We start from the raw sequence: 20731 nt of genomic DNA, 5'->3' as shown, positions 1-20731 counted from the left end.
TCTCATGTGAACTAGACTCGATGCATGGCCACCGATCGCGACACTGTCCTGGAAGCCGCCGTCGGCGTCCTCTCCCGCCGCCCGACCGCCCACCTGGACGAGATCGCGCGCGCCGCCGGCATCAGCCGCGCCACGCTGCACCGGCTCTTCCCGGGGCGCGACGCGCTGATCCGCGAGATCGGCCTGCTCGGGCTGCGCCGCTTCGCCTCCGCGCTGGACACCGCCGACGTCGAGCGGGGCGACGCCGAGGCCGCGCTGCGCCGCCTGGTGGACGCCTCCGTCCCCGACGCCATGCTCTGCGCCTTCCTGGCCGGCGAGAACCAGCTCTACGAGCACGAGGACATCAACGACCTCTGGGAGGTCCAGATCGCCCGGCTGCACGCGCTCTTCCTGCGCGGCCAGCAGCAGGGCGTGTTCCGCATCGAACTGAGCGCCGCCTGGCTGAGCGAGGCCTTCTTCGACCTGGTGGCCGGCGTCGGCTGGTCCATCCAGGACGGCCGGCTCGCCCCGCGCGACGCCGCCTTCTCGCTCGCCGAGCTGTTCCTCGGCGGCGCGCTGCGCAGACCGGACACCCGCACCCCCGCCGGCGCCACCGCCGGCAGCACCGCCCACAGCACCGCCACCCCTGTCCACAGCACTTCCGACCACAGGCCGGACACCGATAAACCATGAACACCCTGACCGCCCGCCAGCGCTGGACCGGCCTCGCCGTCCTCGTCCTGGCCGTGACCGTGGTCGCCCTGGACGCGACCGTCCTCTCCCTCGCCATCCCGTCGATCAGCGAAACGCTGCGCCCCAGCGGCACCCAGCTGCTCTGGATCGGCGACTCCTACTCCTTCGTGCTGGCCGGCCTGCTGGTCAGCATGGGCGCCCTGAGCGACCGCATCGGCCGCAAGAAGCTGCTGCTGGCCGGGTCCGCCGCCTTCGGCGCCGCCTCGCTGCTGGCCGCCTACGCGCCGAGCGCCGGCTGGCTGATCCTGGCCCGCGCGCTGCTCGGCGTGGCCGGGGCGACGATCATGCCGTCCACGCTCTCGCTGATCCGCGGCCTCTTCCCGGACGACCGGGAGCGGGCCACCGCGATCGGCATCTGGGGCGCGGCCGCCACCGCCGGCGCCGCCCTCGGGCCGGTCGTCGGCGGGGTGCTGCTGGAGCACTTCTGGTGGGGTTCGGTGTTCCTGCTGAACATCCCGGTGCTGATCCTGCTGCTGGTGTCCGGCGCCTGGCTGCTGCCGGAGTCCAAGGACCCGAAGCCGGGCCGCTGGGACGTGCTGAGCGTGCTGCTGTCGATGGCCGGCGTGATCGGCACGGTGTACGCGATCAAGGAGGCCGCCGCGCACGGCGTGGACCGCTGGGACGTGCCGGTCACCTTCGTCCTCGGCGCCACCGCGCTGTTCCTCTTCGTCCGCCGCCAGCTGCGGCTGGAGACCCCGCTGCTCGACGTCCGGCTGTTCCGCGACCGGCGGTTCACGGCGGCCGTCTCGGCCTCGCTGATCTCCCTGGTCGGGCTCTCCGGCGTGATCTTCGTGGTCTCGCAGTACCTCCAGCTGGTCCGCGGCTACCAGCCGCTCCAGGCGGGCCTGGCCGAGCTGCCCGCCTTCGCGGGTTCGGTGGCCGGCGGTCTGCTCACCGCCGCGATCGCCCGGCGCTTCGGCGCCCGCAAGGCGCTGACGGCCTGCCTGCTGGCGATGGGACTGGGCGTGGGCGCGCTCGGCTGGCTGTCGCAGGACACCACCTACCTGCTGCTGGCCGCCTCCTTCCTGCTGGTCGGGACGGCCGAGGGCGTGGTCTACACGCTCGGCGCCGACCTGGTGCTGACCGCCGCGCCCGCCGACAAGGCCGGGGCCGCCTCGGCGGTCTCGGAGACGGCGTACGAGCTGGGCACCGCGCTCGGCATCGCCCTGGTGGGCTCGGTGGTCGGCTCGATCTACGCGAGCGGGCTGGCGGTCCCGGCCGGGACGGACCCGGCGGCGGCCGCCCGGGCCGGCGAATCGCTGGGCTCGGCCGTCGAGACGGCACAGGGCCTGTCGCCGGAGCTCGCCCGGCCGCTGCTGGCGAGCGCCCGGGAGTCCTTCGTCAACGGCATGAACAGCGCCGGGCTGCTGGCCGCCGCGCTGCTGGTCGGTGCGGCCGTGATGGCCTGGCGGCTGCTGCGCGGGCTGTCCGAGCCGAAGCCGGGGGCGGCGACCGGTTCGCAGGGCGCGGTCGACGCACCGGCCGAGCAGCCGAAGGTCACCGCGTAGCAGTGCCCGGGAACGGCCGTTTCCCCGCCGGGGGAACGGCCGTTCCCGTCTGCGGAGCGGCCGTTCCCTAGGAAGCCCCGAAGGGCAGCTCCAGCTCCGCCCAGACCACCTTGCCGTCCCGGGTCAGCCGGCTGCCCCAGCGCTGGGCCAGCTCGCTGACCAGGAACATCCCGCGTCCGCCCTCGTCCTGCTCGGCGAACGGGCGCAGCTGGGGCGTCTGGCCGCCGGCGTCGGAGACCTCCACGGTGAGCACCCGGTCGCGGAACAGCCGCAGCCGGCGCGGGGCGTCGGCGTGCAGCAGGGCGTTCGTGACCAGCTCGCTGACCAGCAGCTCGGCGTAGTCGGTGAGCGCCGACAGGCCCCAGGCCTCCAGGGTGGCGCGGGTGAAGCGGCGGGCCTTGCCGGGCACCCGGCCCCCGCCGGACAGCGGCAGGGTGGCGATCCGGTCGGCGGGCAGCGGCAGCACCCGGGCCATGATCATCGCGATGTCGTCCTCGGTGCCGTCGGTGACCAGCGCCGCGAGGACGGCGTCGCAGCTCTCCTCCAGGGTCCGGCCGGGGCCGGACAGGGTGCGGGCGAGCAGGTCGATGCCGGCGTCCAGGTCCTGGCCGCGCCGCTCGACCAGGCCGTCGGTGTAGAGCGCGACCATGCCGCCCTCGGGAATGTCGAACTCGATCGACTCGAAGGCCACCCCGCCGACGCCCAGCGGCACCCCGGGCGGCACGTCCACCCGGGCGGCGGTGCCGTCGGGGCCCACCCGGACCGGCGGCAGGTGCCCGGCCGCGGCGATCTGGACGGTGCGCTCCAGCGGGTCGTACACCGCGCAGATACAGGTGGCGAACTGGCCCTCGCCGATCCCCGTGGCGGTCTCGTCCAACCGGGTGAGGACCTGCTCGGGCGGCATGTCGAGGGTGGCGAGGGTCCGGGCGACGGTGCGCAGCTGACCCATCGTGGCGGCGGCCCGGATGCCGTGGCCCATCACGTCGCCGACCACCAGGGCGACCCGCCCGCAGGACAGCGGCACCACGTCGAACCAGTCGCCGCCGACCTCGCTGACCACGCTGCTGGGCAGGTAGCGGTAGGCGATCTCCAGGCCGAGGGTGCGGTGCACCTCCTGCGGCAGCAGGCTGCGCTGGAGGGTGAGCGCGGTCTCCCGCTCGCGGCGGTAGAGCCGGGCGTTGTCGAGCGCCAGCGCGGTGCGGGCGACCAGTTCCTCGGCGAGGGCGACGTCGGCGGCGGTGAACGGCTCGGGGTTGCGCATCCGGATGAACTCGGAGCCGCCGAGCACCATGCCCCGGGCGGTGATCGGCACCATCAGGTACGAGTGGATGCCCGCCGCTATGCCGGGGGCCACCCGGTCCTCGCTGGCCACCAGGCCGCGCAGCGCCTCCTCGTCCACGTGCGAGCGCAGCAGCGGCTTCCCGCTGCGCAGGCACTGGACGTAGCTGCGGTCCGGGGAGTACTCGGAGGTCTCGCCGACCACGTCCACGGCGTGCGCGAGGCCGCTCTCGTAGGACTCCCCGACGGCGACGGCGCGCAGCGTGATGTTCCGGTCGGAGGGGATCACGGTGGGCTCGGAGCCGCGCAGCACCGGCTCCAGCAGGTCGACGGTGGCGAAGTCGGCGAACCGGGGGACGACCGCCTCGATCAGCTCCTCGGCGGTGCGCTGGAGGTCGAGGGTGGTGCCGATCCGGGCGGTCGCCTCGGCGATGGTGGCGAGCCGTTCCTGGGCGCGGGCGGCACGGGCCTCGGCCTGGAAGCGCTCGGTGACGTCGATGATCGAGGAGCAGACCCCGAAGATCCGGCCGGTGGAGTCCTCCAGCCGGAAGTAGGAGGCGGACCAGGCGTGGTCCCGCTTGGGGTCGCCGGGGACCCTTCCGTGCGAGCGGGCGTCCACCACGGGTTTGCCGGTCCTCAGCACCTGACGCATGATCTGCTCGATCTCGGCGCTGTTGATGCCGGGCAGCACGGCGGATATCCGGCGGCCGAGGTGGGCGGCGACCGGTACCCCGTTCATCCGGGCCAGCGCCTCGTTGATCCGGATGTAGCGCAGTTCGGTGTCGTAGACGGCCATGCCGATCGGCGAGCGGTCGAAGACGCCGTCCAGCACCGCGAGGTCGGCCTCGACGGCGTGCAGGGCGCGGGTGTCGGAGGCGGTGGCGAGCAGCAGCAGGGTGCCGCCCGGTCCGGCGATCGGGTAGGTGCGGAACTCCAGGTCGACCTTGTGGCCGTCGCGGTGGCGCACCGGGAAGACCCCGGACCAGCCGCTGCCGCCCATGATCCGCTGGAAGAGGCCGAGCACCTCCGAGCGGTCGGACTCGTCGGTGAGCAGTTGGGCGGCGTAGCTGCCGACGGCCTCCTCGGAGGAGTAGCCGAGCAGGGCCTCGGCGTCCTCGCTCCAGTGCAGGATCAGTCCGTCGTCCTGGAGCAGCGCCGTGGCGAGCGGGACGAGCCGATGGCCTTCGGGGTACGTGCCGTCGGAACGTCCGGGATTGCCGCCCGGTGCCGGGGCGGCGTCGGTCGCGTCCCACTCGTGTCCGTGCATGATCAGGCAGCACCCCGGTTCGGCTCGTGCCCGGCCGGGGGCCTCGCGGTCCGTGCCGGCCGGGATTCTTCTCCAGACTGCACGGACATCGGCCGCCCGGCGACCCCTTGGTCAGGGGGCGTCCGGCCGCTCCGGTTGTACGGGCGTCATGGGCGTACCGGCCGCAGCGTACTCTCCAGAACGCCCGCCCACTGCCGGATCACTCCGGAACGTCGGTGGCTGTCGTCGGTGAGCAGGTTGGCGAGGCCCAGTCCGCGGGCGAGGTCCAGTGTGGCCTGCACGGATTCGCGCACGCCGGGGCGGCTCTCGTCGGCGTCCAGGAACTCCACGGCGGCCCGGTGGGCCTCCCGGCCGACGCGGCCCTCCAGGGCGATGATCCGCTCACGCAGCACCTCCTCGGTGGCGGCGGCGGTCCACAGGTGCAGGGCGGCGCGGAACAGCGGGCCGGTGTAGAGGCGCACGATCATGTCGACCACGGCCCCGGTGCGGTCCGGCCCGGCGGCCGGCAGTTCGTCCGAGTGGGCGCGGACGGCTGCCAGCCGCTCGGCGGTGACGTGCTCGACGGCCGCGGTGAAGAGGTCCTCGCGGGTCGGGAAGTGGTGCTGGGCCGCGCCCCGGGAGACCCCGGCCCGCTCGGCGACGACGGTGACGGTCGAGCCGTGCCAGCCGAGTTCGGCCAGGCATTCCACGGCCGCCGCGAGCAGCCGGGCCCGGGTGGCTCGGCTGCGGTCCTGCTGAGGGGCGCGGGCGGCGGGGTGGCTGGTCATGGCGGCGGGCGGTTCCTGTTCCGATCGGGGCGCGGCGGGTCCCGGTCGGGGCGCGGCAGGAAGATCCTCACAGACGGGCGCCGGTCTTCGGCCGCCGGGGCGGCCCGGTCCGGTCAGCGGACGCCGGCGCGCCCGGCCTCGCGGGCGCGCAGTTCGCGGCGGAGGATCTTGCCGGCCGCGGACTTGGGGACGGCGTCCACGAACTCCACCGCGCGGACCTTCTTGTACGGGGCGACCTGCCCGGCGACGTACCCGGTGACCTCCTCCTCGGTCAGGGCGCTGCCCGGGGCGCGGACCACGAAGGCCTTGGGGCACTCGGTGCCCTCGGCGTCCGGGACCCCGATCACGGCGGCGTCGGTGATCTGCGGGTGGCCGAGCAGGACGGCCTCCAGCTCGGCGGGGGCGACCTGGTAGCCCTTGTACTTGATCAGTTCCTTGACCCGGTCGACGATGTGCAGGTAGCCGCGCTCGTCCACGAAGCCGACGTCGCCGGTGTGCAGCCAGCCGTCGGCGTCGACCACCGCGGCGGTCTCGGAGGGGCGGCCGAGGTAGCCCTTCATCACCTGCGGGCCGCGGATCAGCAGCTCGCCGCGCTCGCCGGGCCCGAGGTCGCCGTCGGAGCCGTCCAGGGCGGCGATCCGCAGCTCGGTGGAGGGGACCATCCGGCCGACCGAGCCGGGCGAGGGGTCGCCCTCGCGCGGGGAGACGACGTGGGTGACCGGGGAGAGCTCGGTCATGCCGTAGCCCTGGAGCAGGTGCGGCAGGCCCAGGCGCCGGGCGCAGGCGTCGGCGAGTTCATGGTCCAGCGGGGCGGCGGCGCACAGCAGGTACTCGACGGAGGAGAGGTCGTACTGGTCCACGATCGGGTGCCGGGCCAGTGCGAGGGCGATCGGCGGGGCGACCACCAGGGCCTGCACCCGGTGGTCCTGGACGGTGCGGCAGAACTGCTCCAGGTCGAAGCGGGGCAGCACGACCACGGTGGCGCCGCAGCGCAGCGGCTGGTTGAGCAGCGCGGCCAGCCCGTAGATGTGGAAGAAGGGCAGGACGGCGAGCACCCGTTCGCCCTCGGCGGGGCGGTAGAGGGCGTCGCACTGGGCGAGGTTGGTGGCGATCGAGCGGTGGGTGAGCATCACGCCCTTGGGCAGGCCGGTGGTGCCGCTGGAGTACGGCAGCACGGCGATGTCCTCGCCCGGGTCGATGGCCACCTCGGGGGCGGGGCCGGTGGCGGCCAGCAGGTCGGCGAGCGAGCGGTGGCCCTCGGCGCCGTCCAGGACGACGGTCCCGGCCAGCGGGTGGCCCTGTTCGGCGAGGAGTTCGGCGGCCGCACGGGCGGTCGGCAGGAAGGCGGAGACGGTGACCAGCCAGCGGGCGCCGCTGTCTCGCAGCTGGCCGGCCAGGTCGGCGGGCTTGGCGAAGGAGGAGACCGTGGTGACGGTGGCGCCGGCCCTGGTCGCGCCGTAGAAGGCCATCGGGTAGGCGGTCGAGTTGGGGCTGAAGAGGGCGACGACGTCACCGCGGCGCACGCCTGTCTCGGCCAGCCCGGCGGCCACCCGCTCGACGGCGGCGGCGAGTTGGGCGTAGCTGGTGCTCTCGCCGGTGACGCCGTCGATCAGGGCCGGGCGGTCGCCGTACCTGTGCGCGGCGCCGAGCACCGCCTCGTGGATCGGCTGGTCGACCGCGGAGACGTCGGGGAACTCGCTGCGGAACACCAAGGTGAGCCTCCAGTAAGGAAGTTGACGTAGCAACAAAACCGGCGAGCAGTTCCGTGCGGGGCGCGTTCAGGAGCATACGGACAGTCGGGGGTCCGGCTCGGCCATTGTGGGGAACCCGTGACCGTCCGTGCGTGGCGCGGTTGCTCCCGGGGGGCGCCCGACGGGACGGTGTGCACCACGGGCTCGAATGGACCGTCCGGGTGAGCACCGCCGCCCGCCGCGCCACTCACCCGGGATCCGGCTCCCCGCGCTCGCGCCCGACGCCCCGGCGACCGCCCTCGGACCGGCCGCCGCGCACCGGGGACACCACCGGCTCGATCGCACACCTGGGCGATGTCTCGTGCATCAGTACGACTTCGGCAGCCCGAGGGTGTGCTGGGCCACGTAGTTGAGCACCATCTCCCGGCTGACCGGGGCGACCCGGCCGACCCGGGTGGCGGCCAGCAGCGCGCCCAGCCCGTACTCCTGGGTCAGGCCGTTGCCGCCGAGGGTCTGCACCGCCTGGTCGACGGTACGGGCGGCGGCCTCGCCGGCGGCGTACTTGGCCATGTTGGCGGCCTCCCCGGCGGCGAGGTCCTCCCCCGCGTCGTAGAGCAGCCCGGCCTTCTGGGTCATCAGCCGGGCCAGCTCGATCTCCACCGCGCACTGGGCGAGCGGGTGGGCCAGGCCCTGGTGGGCGCCGATCGGGGTGGACCAGACCGTGCGGGTCTTCGCGTACTCGACCGCCTTGCCGAGGGCCTGGCGGGCGAGGCCGAGCGAGAAGGCCGCGGTGAGGACGCGCTCCGGGTTGAGGCCGGCGAACAGCTGGAGCAGGCCCGCGTTCTCGTCGCCGACCAGGGCGTCGGCGGGCAGCCGGACGTCGTCCAGGAAGACCTGGAACTGCTTCTCCGGGGCGACGAGCTCCATCGGGATCGCCCGGAACTCGAAGCCGGGGGTCTCACGCGGGACGATGAACAGGCAGGGCTTCAGCTTGCCGGTGCGGCCCCCACCGGTGTCCGCAGTCTCGGTGCGGGCCACGAACAGCACCGCGTCACAGTGGTCGATGCCGGAGACGAACACCTTGCGGCCGGTCAGCAGCCAGTCCTCGCCGTCCCGGCGGGCCACCGTGGAGATCCGGTGGGAGTTCGAGCCGGCGTCCGGTTCGGTGATGCCGAAGGCCATCCGGCGGCTGCCGTCGGCCAGGCCCGGCAGCCAGCGGCGCTTCTGCTCCTCGGTGCCGTAGCGGGCGATCACGGTGCCGCAGATCGCCGGCGAGACGATGAGCAGCAGCAGCGGACAGCCGGCGGTGCCGAGCTCCTCCAGGACGATGGCGAGGTCGGTGATGCCGCCGCCCCCGCCGCCGTACTCGACGGGCAGGTTGACGCCGAGGTATCCGGCCTTGCCGGCGTCCGCCCACAGCTCGTCGGCGGGTTCGCCCGCCCGGGCCTTGGCGAGGTAGTAGGCGGAGCCGTAGCGGCGGCCGAGGTCGCCGACGGCCCGGCGCAGGGCCTGGCGTTCGGGGGTCTCCAGGAGCTGACTGCCGATGGTGGACATGCGGGTCCTTCCTCAGGCTTCGATGGGCTGGACGACGGCCAGCAGGGTGCCGGTTTCGACCTGCCGGCCGGGGGTGGCGCGCAGTTCGACGAGGGTGCCGTCGGACGGGGCGGCGACGCGGTGCTCCATCTTCATCGCCTCCAGCACCAGCAGCGGCTGGCCGGCGGTGACGGTGTCCCCGACGGCGGCGACGACCCGGACGACGGTGCCGGGCATCGGGGCGAGCAGCGCGCCGGGCTCGGTGCGGACGGTGGGGTCGGGGAAGCGCGGCAGGGCGGTGAGCACGGTGCCGCCGGCCGGGGTGTCGACGTGCACCCGGTCGCCGTAGCGGGCGACCCGGTAGGTGCGTCGCAGCCCGTCCTCGGACAGCACCACCCGGTCCGGCGCGGCCTCGACGAGCTCGACGCCCGGGTGGTCCTCGGCCAGCAGGCCTGCGCGGGTCAGCCGGTAGCGGACGGCCGTCTCGGTGCCGTCCTCGGCCCGGTAGCGCTTGAGCTGCGGCTGCGAGGGCAGGTTGCGCCAGCCGGAGGGCAGGGCGCCGCGGCGGCCCGCGGCGTCGGCGAGGGCGGCGGCCAGCGTGGCGCGGTCGGCGCCCTTGCTGTCCGGGGCGGTGAGTTCGGCCGCGTGCTCGGCCAGGAAACCGGTGTGCAGCTCCGCGGCCAGGAAGGCCGGGTGGCGCAGGGCGCGCACCAGCAGGTCCCGGTTGGTGGCCGGGCCGTGGATGCGGGCGCGGGCGAGCGCGTCGGCGAGCCGGCGGGCGGCGGCCGCGCGGGTGGGCGCCCAGGCGATCACCTTGGCGAGCATCGCGTCGTAGTGCGGGGTGATCTCGCTGCCGGCCTCCACTCCGGAGTCCAGCCGCAGTCCGGTGCCTCGTCCGGTGAACGTGCCCGTTCCTGCACCTGCGCCTGCTCCGGCTCCTGTGCCTGTGCCTGCTCCGGCTCCGGCTCCGGCTCCGGTGAACTCCTGGTACGGGAGCGTGAGTTCGAGCCGGTGCAGGGTCCCGGTCGCGGGCTGCCAGTCCTTGGCCGGGTCCTCGGCGTAGAGCCGCGCCTCGATCGCGTGGCCGCCGGAGGCCGGGGGCTCGGGCGCCAGCGCCTCCCCCTCGGCGACGGCGAGCTGCAGCGCCACCAGGTCCAGCCCGGTGACGGCCTCGGTGACCGGGTGTTCGACCTGCAGGCGGGTGTTCATCTCCAGGAAGAAGAACCGGCCGTCCCCGGTGAGCAGGAACTCCGCGGTGCCGGCACCCGTGTAGCCGATCGCCCTGGCCGCCTCGCGGGCCGCCGCGTGCAGGCCGGCGCGCACCTCCGCGGGCAGGCCGGGGGCCGGGGCCTCCTCGATCACCTTCTGGTGCCGCCGCTGCAGCGAGCAGTCGCGGTCGCCGACCGCCCAGACGGTGCCGTGGGCGTCGGCCAGCAGCTGGACCTCGACGTGCCGTCCGGCGGGCAGGTAGCGCTCGCAGAACACCTCGTCCGAGCCGAAGGCCTTGGCCGCTTCGGCGCGGGCGGCCGCCAGTTCGCCGGGGAGGTCCGCCAGGCTCCGGACGACCCGCATGCCGCGCCCGCCGCCGCCCGCCGCGGCCTTGACCAGCAGGGGCAGGTCGGCCTCGGTGGGCTCGGTCAGCGCGCCGAGCACCGGCACCCCGGCCGCGGCCATCAGCTCCTTGGCGGCGGTCTTGGAGCCCATCGCGGCGATCGCGGCCGGCGGCGGGCCGATCCAGAGCAGTCCCGTGTCCTGCACGGCCCGCGCGAAGTCCGCGCTCTCGGACAGGAATCCGTAGCCGGGGTGGACTGCGTCGGCCCCGGCGGCGAGCGCGGCCCGGACGATCAGGTCGGCCCGCAGGTAGGTGTCGGCGGGCGCGGCGCCGGGCAGCCGGACGGCCGCGTCGGCCTCGCGCACGTGCGGGGCGCCGGCGTCCGGGTCGGAGTGGACGGCGGTGGTCGCGATGCCGAGCTCCCGGCAGGTGCGGAAGACCCGGCGGGCGATCTCACCCCGGTTGGCGACCAGCAGATTGGTGATCATCGTCTCGGGGGTCCTTTACAGTCGGAAGACGCCGTAGCCGCGCGCACCCTCGACCGGCGCGTTGTGGATCGCGGACAGGCACAGGCCGAGCACCGTCCGGGTGTCGCGCGGGTCGATCACGCCGTCGTCGTAGAGCCGGCCGGAGAGGAACACCGGCAGCGACTCGGCCTCGATCTGCTGCTCGACCATCGCCCGGATCGCCGCGTCCGCGTCCTCGTCGTAGGGCTGTCCCTTCGCCGCGGCGGACTGCCGGGCGACGATCGACAGCACTCCAGCGAGCTGCTGCGGGCCCATCACCGCAGACTTGGCGCTCGGCCAGGCGAACAGGAACCGCGGCTCGAAGGCCCGCCCGCACATGCCGTAGTGGCCGGCCCCGTACGAGGCGCCCATCAGGACCGACAGGTGCGGGACCTTCGAGTTGGCGACCGCGTTGATCATCATCGCGCCGTGCTTGATGATGCCGCCCTGCTCGTAGTCCCTGCCGACCATGTAGCCGGTGGTGTTGTGCAGGAAGAGCAGCGGGGTGTCCCGCTGGTTGGCCAGCTGGATGAACTGGGCTGCTTTCTGGGACTCCTGGCTGAACAGCACGCCCTGGGCGTTCGCCAGCACGCCGACCGGGTAGCCGTGGAGGCGGGCCCAGCCGGTGGCCAGGCTGGTGCCGTAGAGCGGCTTGAACTCGTCGAAGTCGGAGCCGTCGACGATCCGGGCGATCACCTCGCGCGGGTCGAAGGGCACCTTGAGGTCGCCGGGGACGATCCCGAGCAGTTCCTCCTCGTCGTACGCGGGCGGTTCGGCGAGCCGGTCCGGGCCGGGGCCGGGCTTGCGGTGGTCGAGCCGGGCGACGATCCGGCGGGCGATCCGCAGCGCGTCCGCCTCGTCCACCGCGAAGTGGTCGGCCAGGCCGGAGACGCGGGCGTGCATCTCGGCGCCGCCCAGCGACTCGTCGTCGGCCTCCTCGCCGGTGGCCATCCTGACCAGCGGCGGGCCGCCGAGGAACACCTTGGCGCGCTCCTTGACCAGCACGGTGTGGTCGGACATGCCCGGCACGTAGGCGCCGCCGGCCGTCGAGTTGCCGAACACCACGGCCACGGTGGGGATTCCGGCGGCGGACAGCCGGGTGAGGTCGCGGAAGAGGGCGCCGCCGGGAATGAAGATCTCCTTCTGGCTGGGCAGGTCGGCGCCGCCCGACTCGACCAGGTTGACCAGCGGGAGGCGGTTGTTCAGCGCGATCTCGTTGGCCCGCAGGGCCTTTCGCAGGGTCCAGGGGTTGCTGGCGCCGCCGCGCACCGTCGGGTCGTTGGCGGTGATCACGCACTCCACGCCCTCGATCGTGCCGATCCCGGTGACCAGGGCCGCGCCCACCGGGTGATCGCTGCCCCACGCGGCCAGCGGGGACAGCTCCAGGAACGGGGAGTCCGGGTCGACCAGCAGCTCGATCCGCTCGCGGACCGGCAGCTTGCCGCGCTTGCGGTGGCGTTCCACGTACCTGGGGCCGCCGCCCGCCAGCGCCTTGGCGTGCTCGGCGTCGAGTTCGGCGAGCTTGGCGACCATCGCGGCGCGGTGCTCGGCGTGATCGGGCCCGGCCGGGTCGACACGGGTGGTCAGGACGGTCACAGCGGGGCCTCCGGGCTGTCCAGGAGCAGGGTCGGGATGTCGAGGTGGCGCGAGCGCAGCCACTCCCCGAGGGCCTTGGCCTGCGGGTCGAAGCGGTGCCGGGCGGCGACGCCCTCGCCGAGCAGGCCGGTGAGGGTGAAGTTGACCGCGCGCAGGTTCGGCAGAACGTGCCGGGTGACGCTCAACCCGGCGGTCTCCGGCAGGAGTTCGCGCAGCCGCTCGACGGTGAGGGCGTGCGCCAGCCAGCGCCAGCCGTCCGCGGAGCGGGCCCAGACACCGAGGTTGGCATCCCCGCCCTTGTCGCCGCTGCGGGCGCCGGCCACCAGGCCGAGCGGCGCCCGCCGGGTGGGGCCGGCCGGCAGCGGTTCGGGCAGCTCGGCCTCCACCGGGCGGGCCCGGTGGGGCTGTTGGGCCGCGGTGGTGACGGGCGCCGGCGGTACGGCGATCCGGCGGCCGTCCGGCAGCACGGCGGTGTGCTCGACGGCCTTCGCGTCGACGTGCGCGGCACTGAACACGCCGTACGGCGCGCCCGGTCCGGGCGGGGCGGTGAGGTGGAAGCCCGGGTACCCGGCGAGACCCAACTCGACGGCCGCCTTGCCGAGTTCGCGTCCGACCTTGGCCGGGTCCGGGTCGCGGGCGGCCAGCCGCAGCAGGGCGGAGGCGCCCTCCTCGGTCGGGGCGTCCGGGTGGTCGGTGCGGGCCAGGGTCCAGCGCAGTTCGGCGGGCCGGGCGTCGGACGGCAGGGCGTCGGCGAACTGCCGCCGCACCAGGTCGGCCTTGGCCTCGATGTCCAGGCCGGTGAGGACGAACACCACCTCGTTGAGGTGGCCGCCGAGCCGGTTGAGGCCCGCCTTCAGGGTGGGCGGCGGGGCCTCGCCGCGCACGCCGTCGATCCGGACCCGGTCCGGGCCCTCCCCGGTGAGCCGCACGCTGTCCAGCCGGGCCGTGACGTCCGGGCCGAGGTAGTGCGGTCCGCCGGTCTCGTACAGGAGTTGGGCGGTGACGGTGCCGGTGGTGACGGCGCCGCCGGTGCCCGGGTGCTTGGTGATCACGCTGGAGCCGTCGGCGCGCAGTTCGGCGAGCGGGAAACCGGGCCGGGTGACGTCGTGCTCGCGGAAGAAGGCGTAGTTGCCGCCGGTCGCCTGGGCGCCGCACTCCAGGACGTGCCCGGCCACCACGGCGCCGGCCAGGGCGTCCAGGTCCTCCGGGGTCCAGCCGAAGTGGGCGATCCCGGGGCCGACGACCAGTGCCGCGTCCGTCACCCGGCCGGTCACCACCACGTCGGCGCCGGCGGCCAGGCAGGCGGCGATACCGAACCCGCCGAGATAGGCGTTGGCGGCCAACAGACCGCCCGGCAGGCCGAGTTCGGCCCGGCGCGGAAGCAGGTCGTCGCCCTCGACATGGCCGACGGCCGTCTCGACCCCGAGCCGCCCCGCCAGCGCCCGCAGCTCCTCGGCGAGCCGGGCCGGATTGAGGCCGCCCGCGTTGACCACGATCTTCACGCCGCGTTCGCGGGCCAGGCCGAGGCACTCCTCCATCTGGCGCAGGAAGGTCCGGGCGTAGCCGAGCGACGGGTCCTTCAGCCGGTCCCGGGCGAGGATCAGCATCGTCAGCTCGGCCAGGTAGTCCCCGGTGAGCACGTCCAGCGGCCCGCCGGTGAGCATCTCCCGCATCGCGGTGAAGCGGTCCCCGTAGAACCCCGAGGCGTTGCCGATCCGCAGTACCGTGCCGTCGCGCACCAAGGCGCCTCCCCTGCCGGTGAGTTGGGCGCGCCCTCGGACGGGCGCCACCGGGCAGCAGCGTGGCACCGTCGACAGAAAAAAGCAATCATGCTTGCTTGTTTTCTTGCACCTGCGCTGCTCGCGGCCCTCCGCCGTTGCCGGCCGCGACCGGCCGGGCGCTTCCCCGGAGACCGCCCGTCAGGTGTAGAGGGCGGCGGCGCGGCGGGTGGCCTCGGCGAGGCGGGCGCGGAATTCGGGTGGTTGGAGGACCTCGGCCTCCGGGCCGAGGCGGAGGAGTTCGAAGAAGCCGATGTCCCAGCTCTCGACCGGCAGGGTCACGGTGACCCAGCCGTCGGCGTCCGGCGGGCCCGCGGTGGCGAGGGCGTCGGCGGCGGCGGTCGCTTCCAGCAGGACGGCGAGGTTCTCCACGGCGAACGGACTCAGGCGCACCAGGGCCCGTTCGCGCAGCATGGCGCGGGTGAACTCCCGTGCCGCCGCGGCCCAGTGCTCGGCGAGGTCGAACTCCGGGTCGCGTTCGAACCGCTCCTCGCCGGCCTCGGCGGTCTCGAAGCGGTCCACCCGGTACGAGCCGAACCGGCCGGAGGGCCCGCGCGCCACGGCGTACCACTGCCCGGCCTTCAGGACCAGGCCGTACGGCTCCAGCCGCCGGTCCCGGGTGCCGCCGCGCGCCGCGTAGCGGGCGTGGAGCACCCGGTCCTCCCACACCGCGCGCGACACCTCGGCGAGCAGCGCGGGCGTCCCGGCCTCGCGGAACCAGGCCGGTGCGTCGAGGTGGAACCGCTGGACGGCGGCCGCGGGGGCGTCGCCGAGCGCGGCGGCGACCTTCAGCCGGGCGGCCAGGGCCCGCCCGGCCAGGCCCATGTCGCGCAGCGGGCCCGGGAGGCCGGCCAGGTGCAGGACTTCCGCCTCCGCGCGTTCGAGGCCGGTGAGGCGAGTGCGGTAGCCGTCGACCAGTCGGTAGCCGCCGCCCCGGCCGCGTTCGGCGTACACCGGCACCCCGGCCTCGACCAGGGCGGCGACGTCCCGCTGCACGGTGCGCTCGGAGACCTCCAGCTCGACCGCGAGTTCCGCGGCGGTCATCGCCCGCCGGGACTGGAGGAGCAGCAGCAGCGCGATGGCCCGGCTCGCCCGCACGTCGCTCCTTCCGCTCGTCCGCCGTCGTCGGGCGCCCGGTGGTCCCACGGCGGCGCCGGCACCATTCTCGCCGGGCGCGGCGCCGTGGGCCCGCCCCGGCCCGGGGGCGGGCCCGGTGCGGACGGGTCCGGTGCGGACGGGGTCAGGCCTCCTCCGCCCTCCCGCCGAGCTGGCCGGCCTTGCCGGCCTCGCCGGCCTCGCCGAGCTCGGCGGGGTCGGGGGCGAACGCGGCCATCCAGTGCGGATGCAGCCGGTAGTAGACCACGTCGTTGTCCCAGTCGAAGGCGTCGGCGCCGTAGAAGTCCCGGAAGTACGCGAGCAGGTCCGGCCAGTCCGCGGCCGGCTCGCCGTCGTGGGGGTTGAGGACCTCCACGGTGCCGTGGGTGAACACGCCCAGGTCCTCCCCACGCAGGTGCGCGGCGCTGGCGGCGGGCCGGGCGGCGAGGTGCCGCGCCTTGGCGGCGCCCCGGGCGGTGCCGAAGTGCCACGCGCCGTGCAGGAAGTGCCCGTCCACGCCGCTGATCCGGGGCTCGCCCTTCGCCGTCACGGTGGACAGCGCGAGCGTGCACATGCCGGTGAGCACGCCGGTGAGCTGCCCGGCGGTGAGGGTGCGCTCGCTGCTGATGATCGACCGCAGGTGCGCCGTGGAGCGGGAGAGCGAGGTGTCGAGGAGGGCCTGGAGCCGGCGCAGCTCGTCGGGTGTTTCGCGCATGGGGGTCCTTCTTCCGTGCGTCTTTCCGTGGGTCTTCCGTGCGTCGTCCCGGCCGGCGTCTCGGCGCCGGCCGGTGACCCCACTGTCTCCGCAGAACCCGACATCCTCTGTCGTATTTCCCCCGCGACTTCCGCGGGCGCGACGGGTTCCCGGCCCTCGGCGGATCACCCCGGCAACGCCCTCGCCGCCTGCCGCGCAGTTGCCGGTTTCCGCGCCCGTGACCAGCGAACCGGCAACTACCGGAACCCCAGGATCCGTGTGCCGCCGAACCATTGACCCGGAGTCAGCGCCTCCGGAAAGATTCGCGACCATGACTACGCGCGTAAACCTTCTGTCGCGGTGGCTGGTCGCCCCCCTGCGGTGGGCGGCTCTGCTGTCGGTGCTGGTGTCGGTCGGCGTGTTCTTCGCCGGGGCCGGAGCCGCTCAGGCGGCACCCGCCTGCGGGGTGCTCTCCACCGGCGCGGCGCCGCAGGCGACCGCCGCCGTCCGCTCCGCCTGCGGGCTGATAGGCACCCCGTACTCGTGGGGCGGCGGCCACGGCTCGCAGCCCGGTCCGACGTACGGCCTCTGCGACCCCGCCAACGGCGCCCCCAACGACTGCAACGTCCGCGGCCTGGACTGCTCCGGCATGGTCCGCTACGCCTACGACCTGGCGGTCGGCGCGGACGTCATCAACGGCACCACCCGGACCCAGTGGCCGACCTCCCGGGCGGTCGCCCGCTACTACCGGGCGGACGGGACCGCACCACTGCTCCCCGGCGACCTGGTGTACTTCGGCAACACCGCCTCCACCATCCACCACGTCGCGATGTACCTCGGGCAGGGCTGGATCGTCGAGGCCCCCTACTCCGGCGGCTACGTCCAGGTGGCGGCGCTCTCCTCGCACGGCGACTACTACGGTGCGATCCGGCTGTACGGCCCCGGCAGCACCTCCCCGACGACGCCGCCCACCACCCCGCCCCCGTCGAACAGCGGCCAGTACTGGGTGGACACCAACGCCAACGCGCCGGTGTACGGTTCCCCGACCTCCACCACGAGCACGGGAACGCTGTACCGGGGCACGAACTACGTCTACTGCAAGGCCTGGGGCCGCGAGGTCTCCGGCGGCGCCGGCTACAACCACTGGTGGCTGAAGACCGACCCGGACAGCGGCCCCGGCGGCCAGTGGGTGTCCGCGTTCTACCTGTCCCGGTGGGGCAACGACGTGGCCAAGGACAACAACGGCACCACCATCCCCGACTGCCCGGGCGGCGGCACCCCGCCCGCCACCGGCAAGTACTGGGTGGACACCAACGCCACCGCGAACGTCTACGCCTCGCCGACCTCCACCAGCGCCACCGGGACGCTGTACCAGGGGACCAACTACGTCTACTGCAAGGCGTGGGGCCGCGAGGTCTCCGGCGGCGCCGGCTACAACCACTGGTGGCTGAAGACCGACTCGGACGGCGGCCCCGCCGGCCAGTGGGTGTCCGCCTACTACCTGTCCCGATGGGGCAGCGACGTGGCCAAGGACAACAACGGCACCACCATCCCCGACTGCTAGGACCTGTTCAGAACCCGTTTCAGGACCCGTTCCGGCCGTGCCGGCCGCAGCCCCTCCCCTGGGGCCGCGGCCGGCACGGCCGCTTCCCCCGAGGAGATTTCGCGGCCGCCCGGACCGATCAGGATTCGAGAAGCGCCCGGCCGGGGTGCGCGCCTAGCGTTGCAGTCATGAGCGACATCACCATTCACTGGACCTTCCTCCCCCACACCGACCCCGAGGCCTCCCTCGCCTTCTACCGCGATCTGCTGGGCTTCGAGGTGCGCAGCGACGTCGGCGGCGGCCCGATGCGCTGGATCACCGTCGGCCCCGCCGGCCAGCCCGACGTCTCCCTGGTGCTGGAGCCGGCGTCCGCCGACCCGGGCCGCACCGAGGAGGAGCAGCGGACCATCACCGAGATGATGGCCAAGGGCACCTACGCCCGGGTCGTCCTGGGCACCCGCGACCTGGACGGCGTGTACGACCGGCTGAAGTCGGGCGGCGCCGAGCTGGTCCAGGAGCCGACCAAGCAGCCGTACGGCGTCCGCGACTGCGCGTTCCGCGACCCGGCGGGCAACATGGTCCGCTTCAACGAACTGGGCTGAGCCGGACCCACGGGCACCGGGCCCGCCCCGCCCCTCGTCGGCTGCACCCGAAACCCGTTCGATCCCGGCCGGATCGATGGTTGGATCGAACGGTTCGAGCACACCGACGGCGGCCGAGGGGCGGGCCCGCCCAGCAGGCCCCTCCACAGACCGCCGAGAGCCAGGGAGCGAAGAGAACGATGACCGAGCGGACGGACGCGCAGCCGCACCTCGCCGACAGCCACGACCTGATCCGCGTGCACGGCGCACGCGAGAACAACCTCAAGGACGTCAGCGTCGACATCCCCAAGCGCCGGCTGACGGTGTTCACCGGGGTGTCCGGCTCCGGCAAGAGCTCGCTGGTCTTCGACACCGTCGCCGCCGAGTCCCAGCGGCTGATCAACGAGACGTACAGCGCCTTCGTCCAGGGCTTCATGCCCACGCTGGCCCGCCCCGAGGTGGACGTCCTCGAAGGCCTGACCACCGCGATCATCGTCGACCAGCAGCGGATGGGCGCCGACCCGCGCTCCACCGTCGGCACCGCCACCGACGCCAACGCGATGCTGCGCATCCTCTTCAGCCGCCTCGGCACCCCGCACATCGGCTCCCCCAAGGCCTTCTCCTTCAACGTGCCCTCGATCAGCGGTGCCGGCGCCGTCACCGTCGAGCGCGCCGGCAAGACCGTCAAGGAGCAGCGCAGTTTCAGCATCACCGGCGGCATGTGCCCGCGCTGCGAGGGCCGCGGCAGCGTCTCGGACATCGACCTCACCCAGCTGTACGACGACGGCAAGTCGATCTCCGAGGGCGCGTTCACCATCCCCGGCTGGAAGACGGACAGCTGGTGGACGGTCGGCGTCTACGCCAACTCGGGCTTCCTCGACCCGGACAAGCCGATCCGCGAGTTCACCGAGCAGGAGATGCGGGACTTCCTGTACCGGGAGCCGACCAAGGTCAAGGTCAACGGCGTCAACCTCACCTACGAGGGCCTGATCCCCAAGATCCAGAAGTCGATGCTGTCCAAGGACAAGGACGCGCTGCAGCCGCACATCCGGGCCTTCGTGGAGCGGGCCGTCACCTTCACCGCCTGCCCCGACTGCGAGGGCACCCGGCTCAGCGCGGCCGCCCGCTCCTCCCGGATCGCCGGGATCAGCATCGCCGACGCCTGCGCGATGCAGATCAGCGACCTCGCCGCCTGGGTCCGCGACCTCGACGAGCCGTCGGTGGCGCCGCTGCTCGGCACGCTCCGGCAGGCCCTGGACTCCTTCGTGGAGATCGGCCTCGGCTACCTCTCGCTCGACCGCCCCTCCGGCACCCTCTCCGGCGGCGAGGCCCAGCGGGTCAAGATGGTCCGCCACCTCGGCTCCTCGCTCACCGACACCACCTACGTCTTCGACGAGCCCACCACCGGCCTGCACCCGCACGACATCGACCGGATGAACCAGCTGCTGCTGCGCCTGCGCGACAAGGGCAACACGGTGCTGGTGGTGGAGCACAAGCCGCAGACCATCGCGATCGCCGACCACGTGGTCGACCTCGGCCCCGGGGCGGGCACGGCCGGCGGCACGGTCTGCTACGAGGGCGACGTGCCGGGGCTGCGCACCAGCGGCACGGTGACCGGCCGTCACCTGTCCGACCGGACGGCGCTGCGGGAGGACGTCCGCAAGCCCACCGGGAAGCTGGAGATCCGCGGCGCGGACACCCACAACCTGCGGGACGTGGACGTGGACGTCCCGCTCGGGGTGCTCACGGTGGTGACCGGGGTGGCGGGCTCCGGCAAGAGCTCGCTGATCCACGGCTCGATCCCGCGCGAGGAGGGCGTGGTCTCCGTCGACCAGGGGGCGATCAAGGGCTCCCGGCGCAGCAACCCGGCCACCTACACCGGTCTGCTCGAACCGGTCCGCAAGGCCTTCGCCAAGGCCAACGGCGTGAAGCCGGCCCTGTTCAGCGCCAACTCCGAGGGCGCCTGCCCGACCTGCAACGGCGCCGGGGTGGTCTTCACCGACCTGGCGATGATGGCCGGGGTGGCCACCACCTGCGAGGACTGCGAGGGCAAGCGGTACCAGCCGGCGGTGCTGGAGTACCGCCTGGGCGGGCGGGACATCGCCGAGGTGCTGGCGATGTCGGTGACGGAGGCGGAGGAGTTCTTCGGCTCGGGCGAGGCGAAGCTCCCGGCCGCGCACCGCGTCCTGGAGCGGCTCGCCGACGTCGGGCTCGGCTACGTCAGCCTGGGCCAGCCGCTCACCACGCTGTCCGGCGGCGAGCGGCAGCGGCTCAAGCTGGCCACGCACATGGCGGACAAGGGCGGCGTCTACGTGCTGGACGAGCCGACCACCGGGCTGCACCTGGCCGATGTCGAGCAGTTGCTCGGGCTGCTGGACCGGCTGGTCGAGTCCGGCAAGTCGGTGATCGTGATCGAGCACCACCCGGCGGTGATGGCGCACGCCGACTGGATCATCGACCTCGGTCCGGGGGCCGGCCACGACGGCGGGCGGGTGGTCTTCGAGGGCACCCCGGCCGACCTGGTCGCCGCCCGCTCCACACTGACCGGCGAGGCGCTGGCCCAGTACCTGGGCTGAGCCGTACCTGGGCACCCGGGCACCTGGGCCGAGC

General features: G+C 74.0%; 14 protein-coding genes. 5 read left to right on the top strand and 9 right to left on the bottom strand.

Annotated elements, in window-relative coordinates; all coding sequences use genetic code 11:
- Positions 1-24: 24 nt before the first annotated feature.
- Together ACFVHV_RS22485 and ACFVHV_RS22480 are read left to right on the top strand one after the other, a co-directional pair.
- A complete protein-coding gene (locus tag ACFVHV_RS22485) occupies positions 25-672 on the top strand; it encodes a TetR/AcrR family transcriptional regulator (RefSeq protein WP_359913657.1) in 648 nt (215 codons plus the stop codon).
- Complete coding sequence (locus tag ACFVHV_RS22480; protein ID WP_380352942.1) at positions 669-2240, top strand: MFS transporter; 1572 nt, start codon at positions 669-671, stop codon at positions 2238-2240. Before ACFVHV_RS22485 ends, ACFVHV_RS22480 begins: the two co-directional genes overlap by 4 nt.
- 67 nt (positions 2241-2307) lie before the next feature.
- Here ACFVHV_RS22480 and ACFVHV_RS22475 read toward each other — a convergent pair whose 3' ends face one another.
- The 9 genes from ACFVHV_RS22475 to ACFVHV_RS22435 form a co-directional block, all read right to left on the bottom strand.
- The gene (locus tag ACFVHV_RS22475) at positions 2308-4785 is read right to left on the bottom strand and encodes a SpoIIE family protein phosphatase (RefSeq protein WP_359913663.1); all 2478 of its coding nucleotides are present in this window, start codon (positions 4783-4785) and stop codon (positions 2308-2310) included.
- Between the two features lie 146 nt (positions 4786-4931).
- On the bottom strand, positions 4932-5552 hold the full coding sequence (locus ACFVHV_RS22470) for a TetR/AcrR family transcriptional regulator (protein WP_380352940.1): 621 nt from the start codon (positions 5550-5552) through the stop codon (positions 4932-4934).
- A 113-nt stretch (positions 5553-5665) separates the two neighbouring features.
- Positions 5666-7264, bottom strand: coding sequence for a 4-coumarate--CoA ligase family protein (locus ACFVHV_RS22465; protein WP_380352939.1), 1599 nt, complete (start codon positions 7262-7264; stop codon positions 5666-5668).
- A 345-nt stretch (positions 7265-7609) separates the two neighbouring features.
- Positions 7610-8797, bottom strand: a complete 1188-nt coding sequence (locus ACFVHV_RS22460) for an acyl-CoA dehydrogenase family protein (protein ID WP_380352937.1) — start codon at positions 8795-8797, stop codon at positions 7610-7612.
- A 12-nt stretch (positions 8798-8809) separates the two neighbouring features.
- A complete protein-coding gene (locus ACFVHV_RS22455) occupies positions 8810-10816 on the bottom strand; it encodes an acetyl/propionyl/methylcrotonyl-CoA carboxylase subunit alpha (protein WP_380352935.1) in 2007 nt (668 codons plus the stop codon).
- A gap of 15 nt (positions 10817-10831) precedes the next feature.
- On the bottom strand, positions 10832-12430 hold the full coding sequence (locus ACFVHV_RS22450; RefSeq protein ID WP_380352934.1) for an acyl-CoA carboxylase subunit beta: 1599 nt from the start codon (positions 12428-12430) through the stop codon (positions 10832-10834).
- Positions 12427-14103, bottom strand: coding sequence for an acyclic terpene utilization AtuA family protein (locus ACFVHV_RS22445; RefSeq protein ID WP_380352960.1), 1677 nt, complete (start codon positions 14101-14103; stop codon positions 12427-12429). Before ACFVHV_RS22445 ends, ACFVHV_RS22450 begins: the two co-directional genes overlap by 4 nt.
- 246 nt (positions 14104-14349) lie before the next feature.
- Positions 14350-15306: a WYL domain-containing protein gene (locus ACFVHV_RS22440; protein WP_359915040.1), complete on the bottom strand. Its 957-nt coding sequence runs from the start codon at positions 15304-15306 to the stop codon at positions 14350-14352.
- A 142-nt stretch (positions 15307-15448) separates the two neighbouring features.
- Positions 15449-16018: a pyridoxamine 5'-phosphate oxidase family protein gene (locus ACFVHV_RS22435; RefSeq protein WP_380352933.1), complete on the bottom strand. Its 570-nt coding sequence runs from the start codon at positions 16016-16018 to the stop codon at positions 15449-15451.
- A 310-nt stretch (positions 16019-16328) separates the two neighbouring features.
- On the opposite strand from ACFVHV_RS22435, the gene ACFVHV_RS22430 reads away from it, so the two are divergent.
- From ACFVHV_RS22430 to ACFVHV_RS22420, 3 genes are all read left to right on the top strand, one after another.
- On the top strand, positions 16329-17561 hold the full coding sequence (locus tag ACFVHV_RS22430; RefSeq protein ID WP_380352931.1) for a C40 family peptidase: 1233 nt from the start codon (positions 16329-16331) through the stop codon (positions 17559-17561).
- A gap of 167 nt (positions 17562-17728) precedes the next feature.
- Positions 17729-18142, top strand: coding sequence for a VOC family protein (locus ACFVHV_RS22425; protein ID WP_380352930.1), 414 nt, complete (start codon positions 17729-17731; stop codon positions 18140-18142).
- Between the two features lie 179 nt (positions 18143-18321).
- Positions 18322-20697: an ATP-binding cassette domain-containing protein gene (locus ACFVHV_RS22420; protein WP_380352928.1), complete on the top strand. Its 2376-nt coding sequence runs from the start codon at positions 18322-18324 to the stop codon at positions 20695-20697.
- Positions 20698-20731: the final 34 nt, after the last annotated feature.

This window comes from Kitasatospora sp. NPDC127116 (genome assembly GCF_042677365.1).
Taxonomy (GTDB): Bacteria; Actinomycetota; Actinomycetes; order Streptomycetales; family Streptomycetaceae; genus Kitasatospora; species Kitasatospora lactacystinica.
The sequence above is the reverse complement of the archived record's forward strand: the minus strand, read 5'-3'. Positions and strand labels throughout refer to the sequence as shown.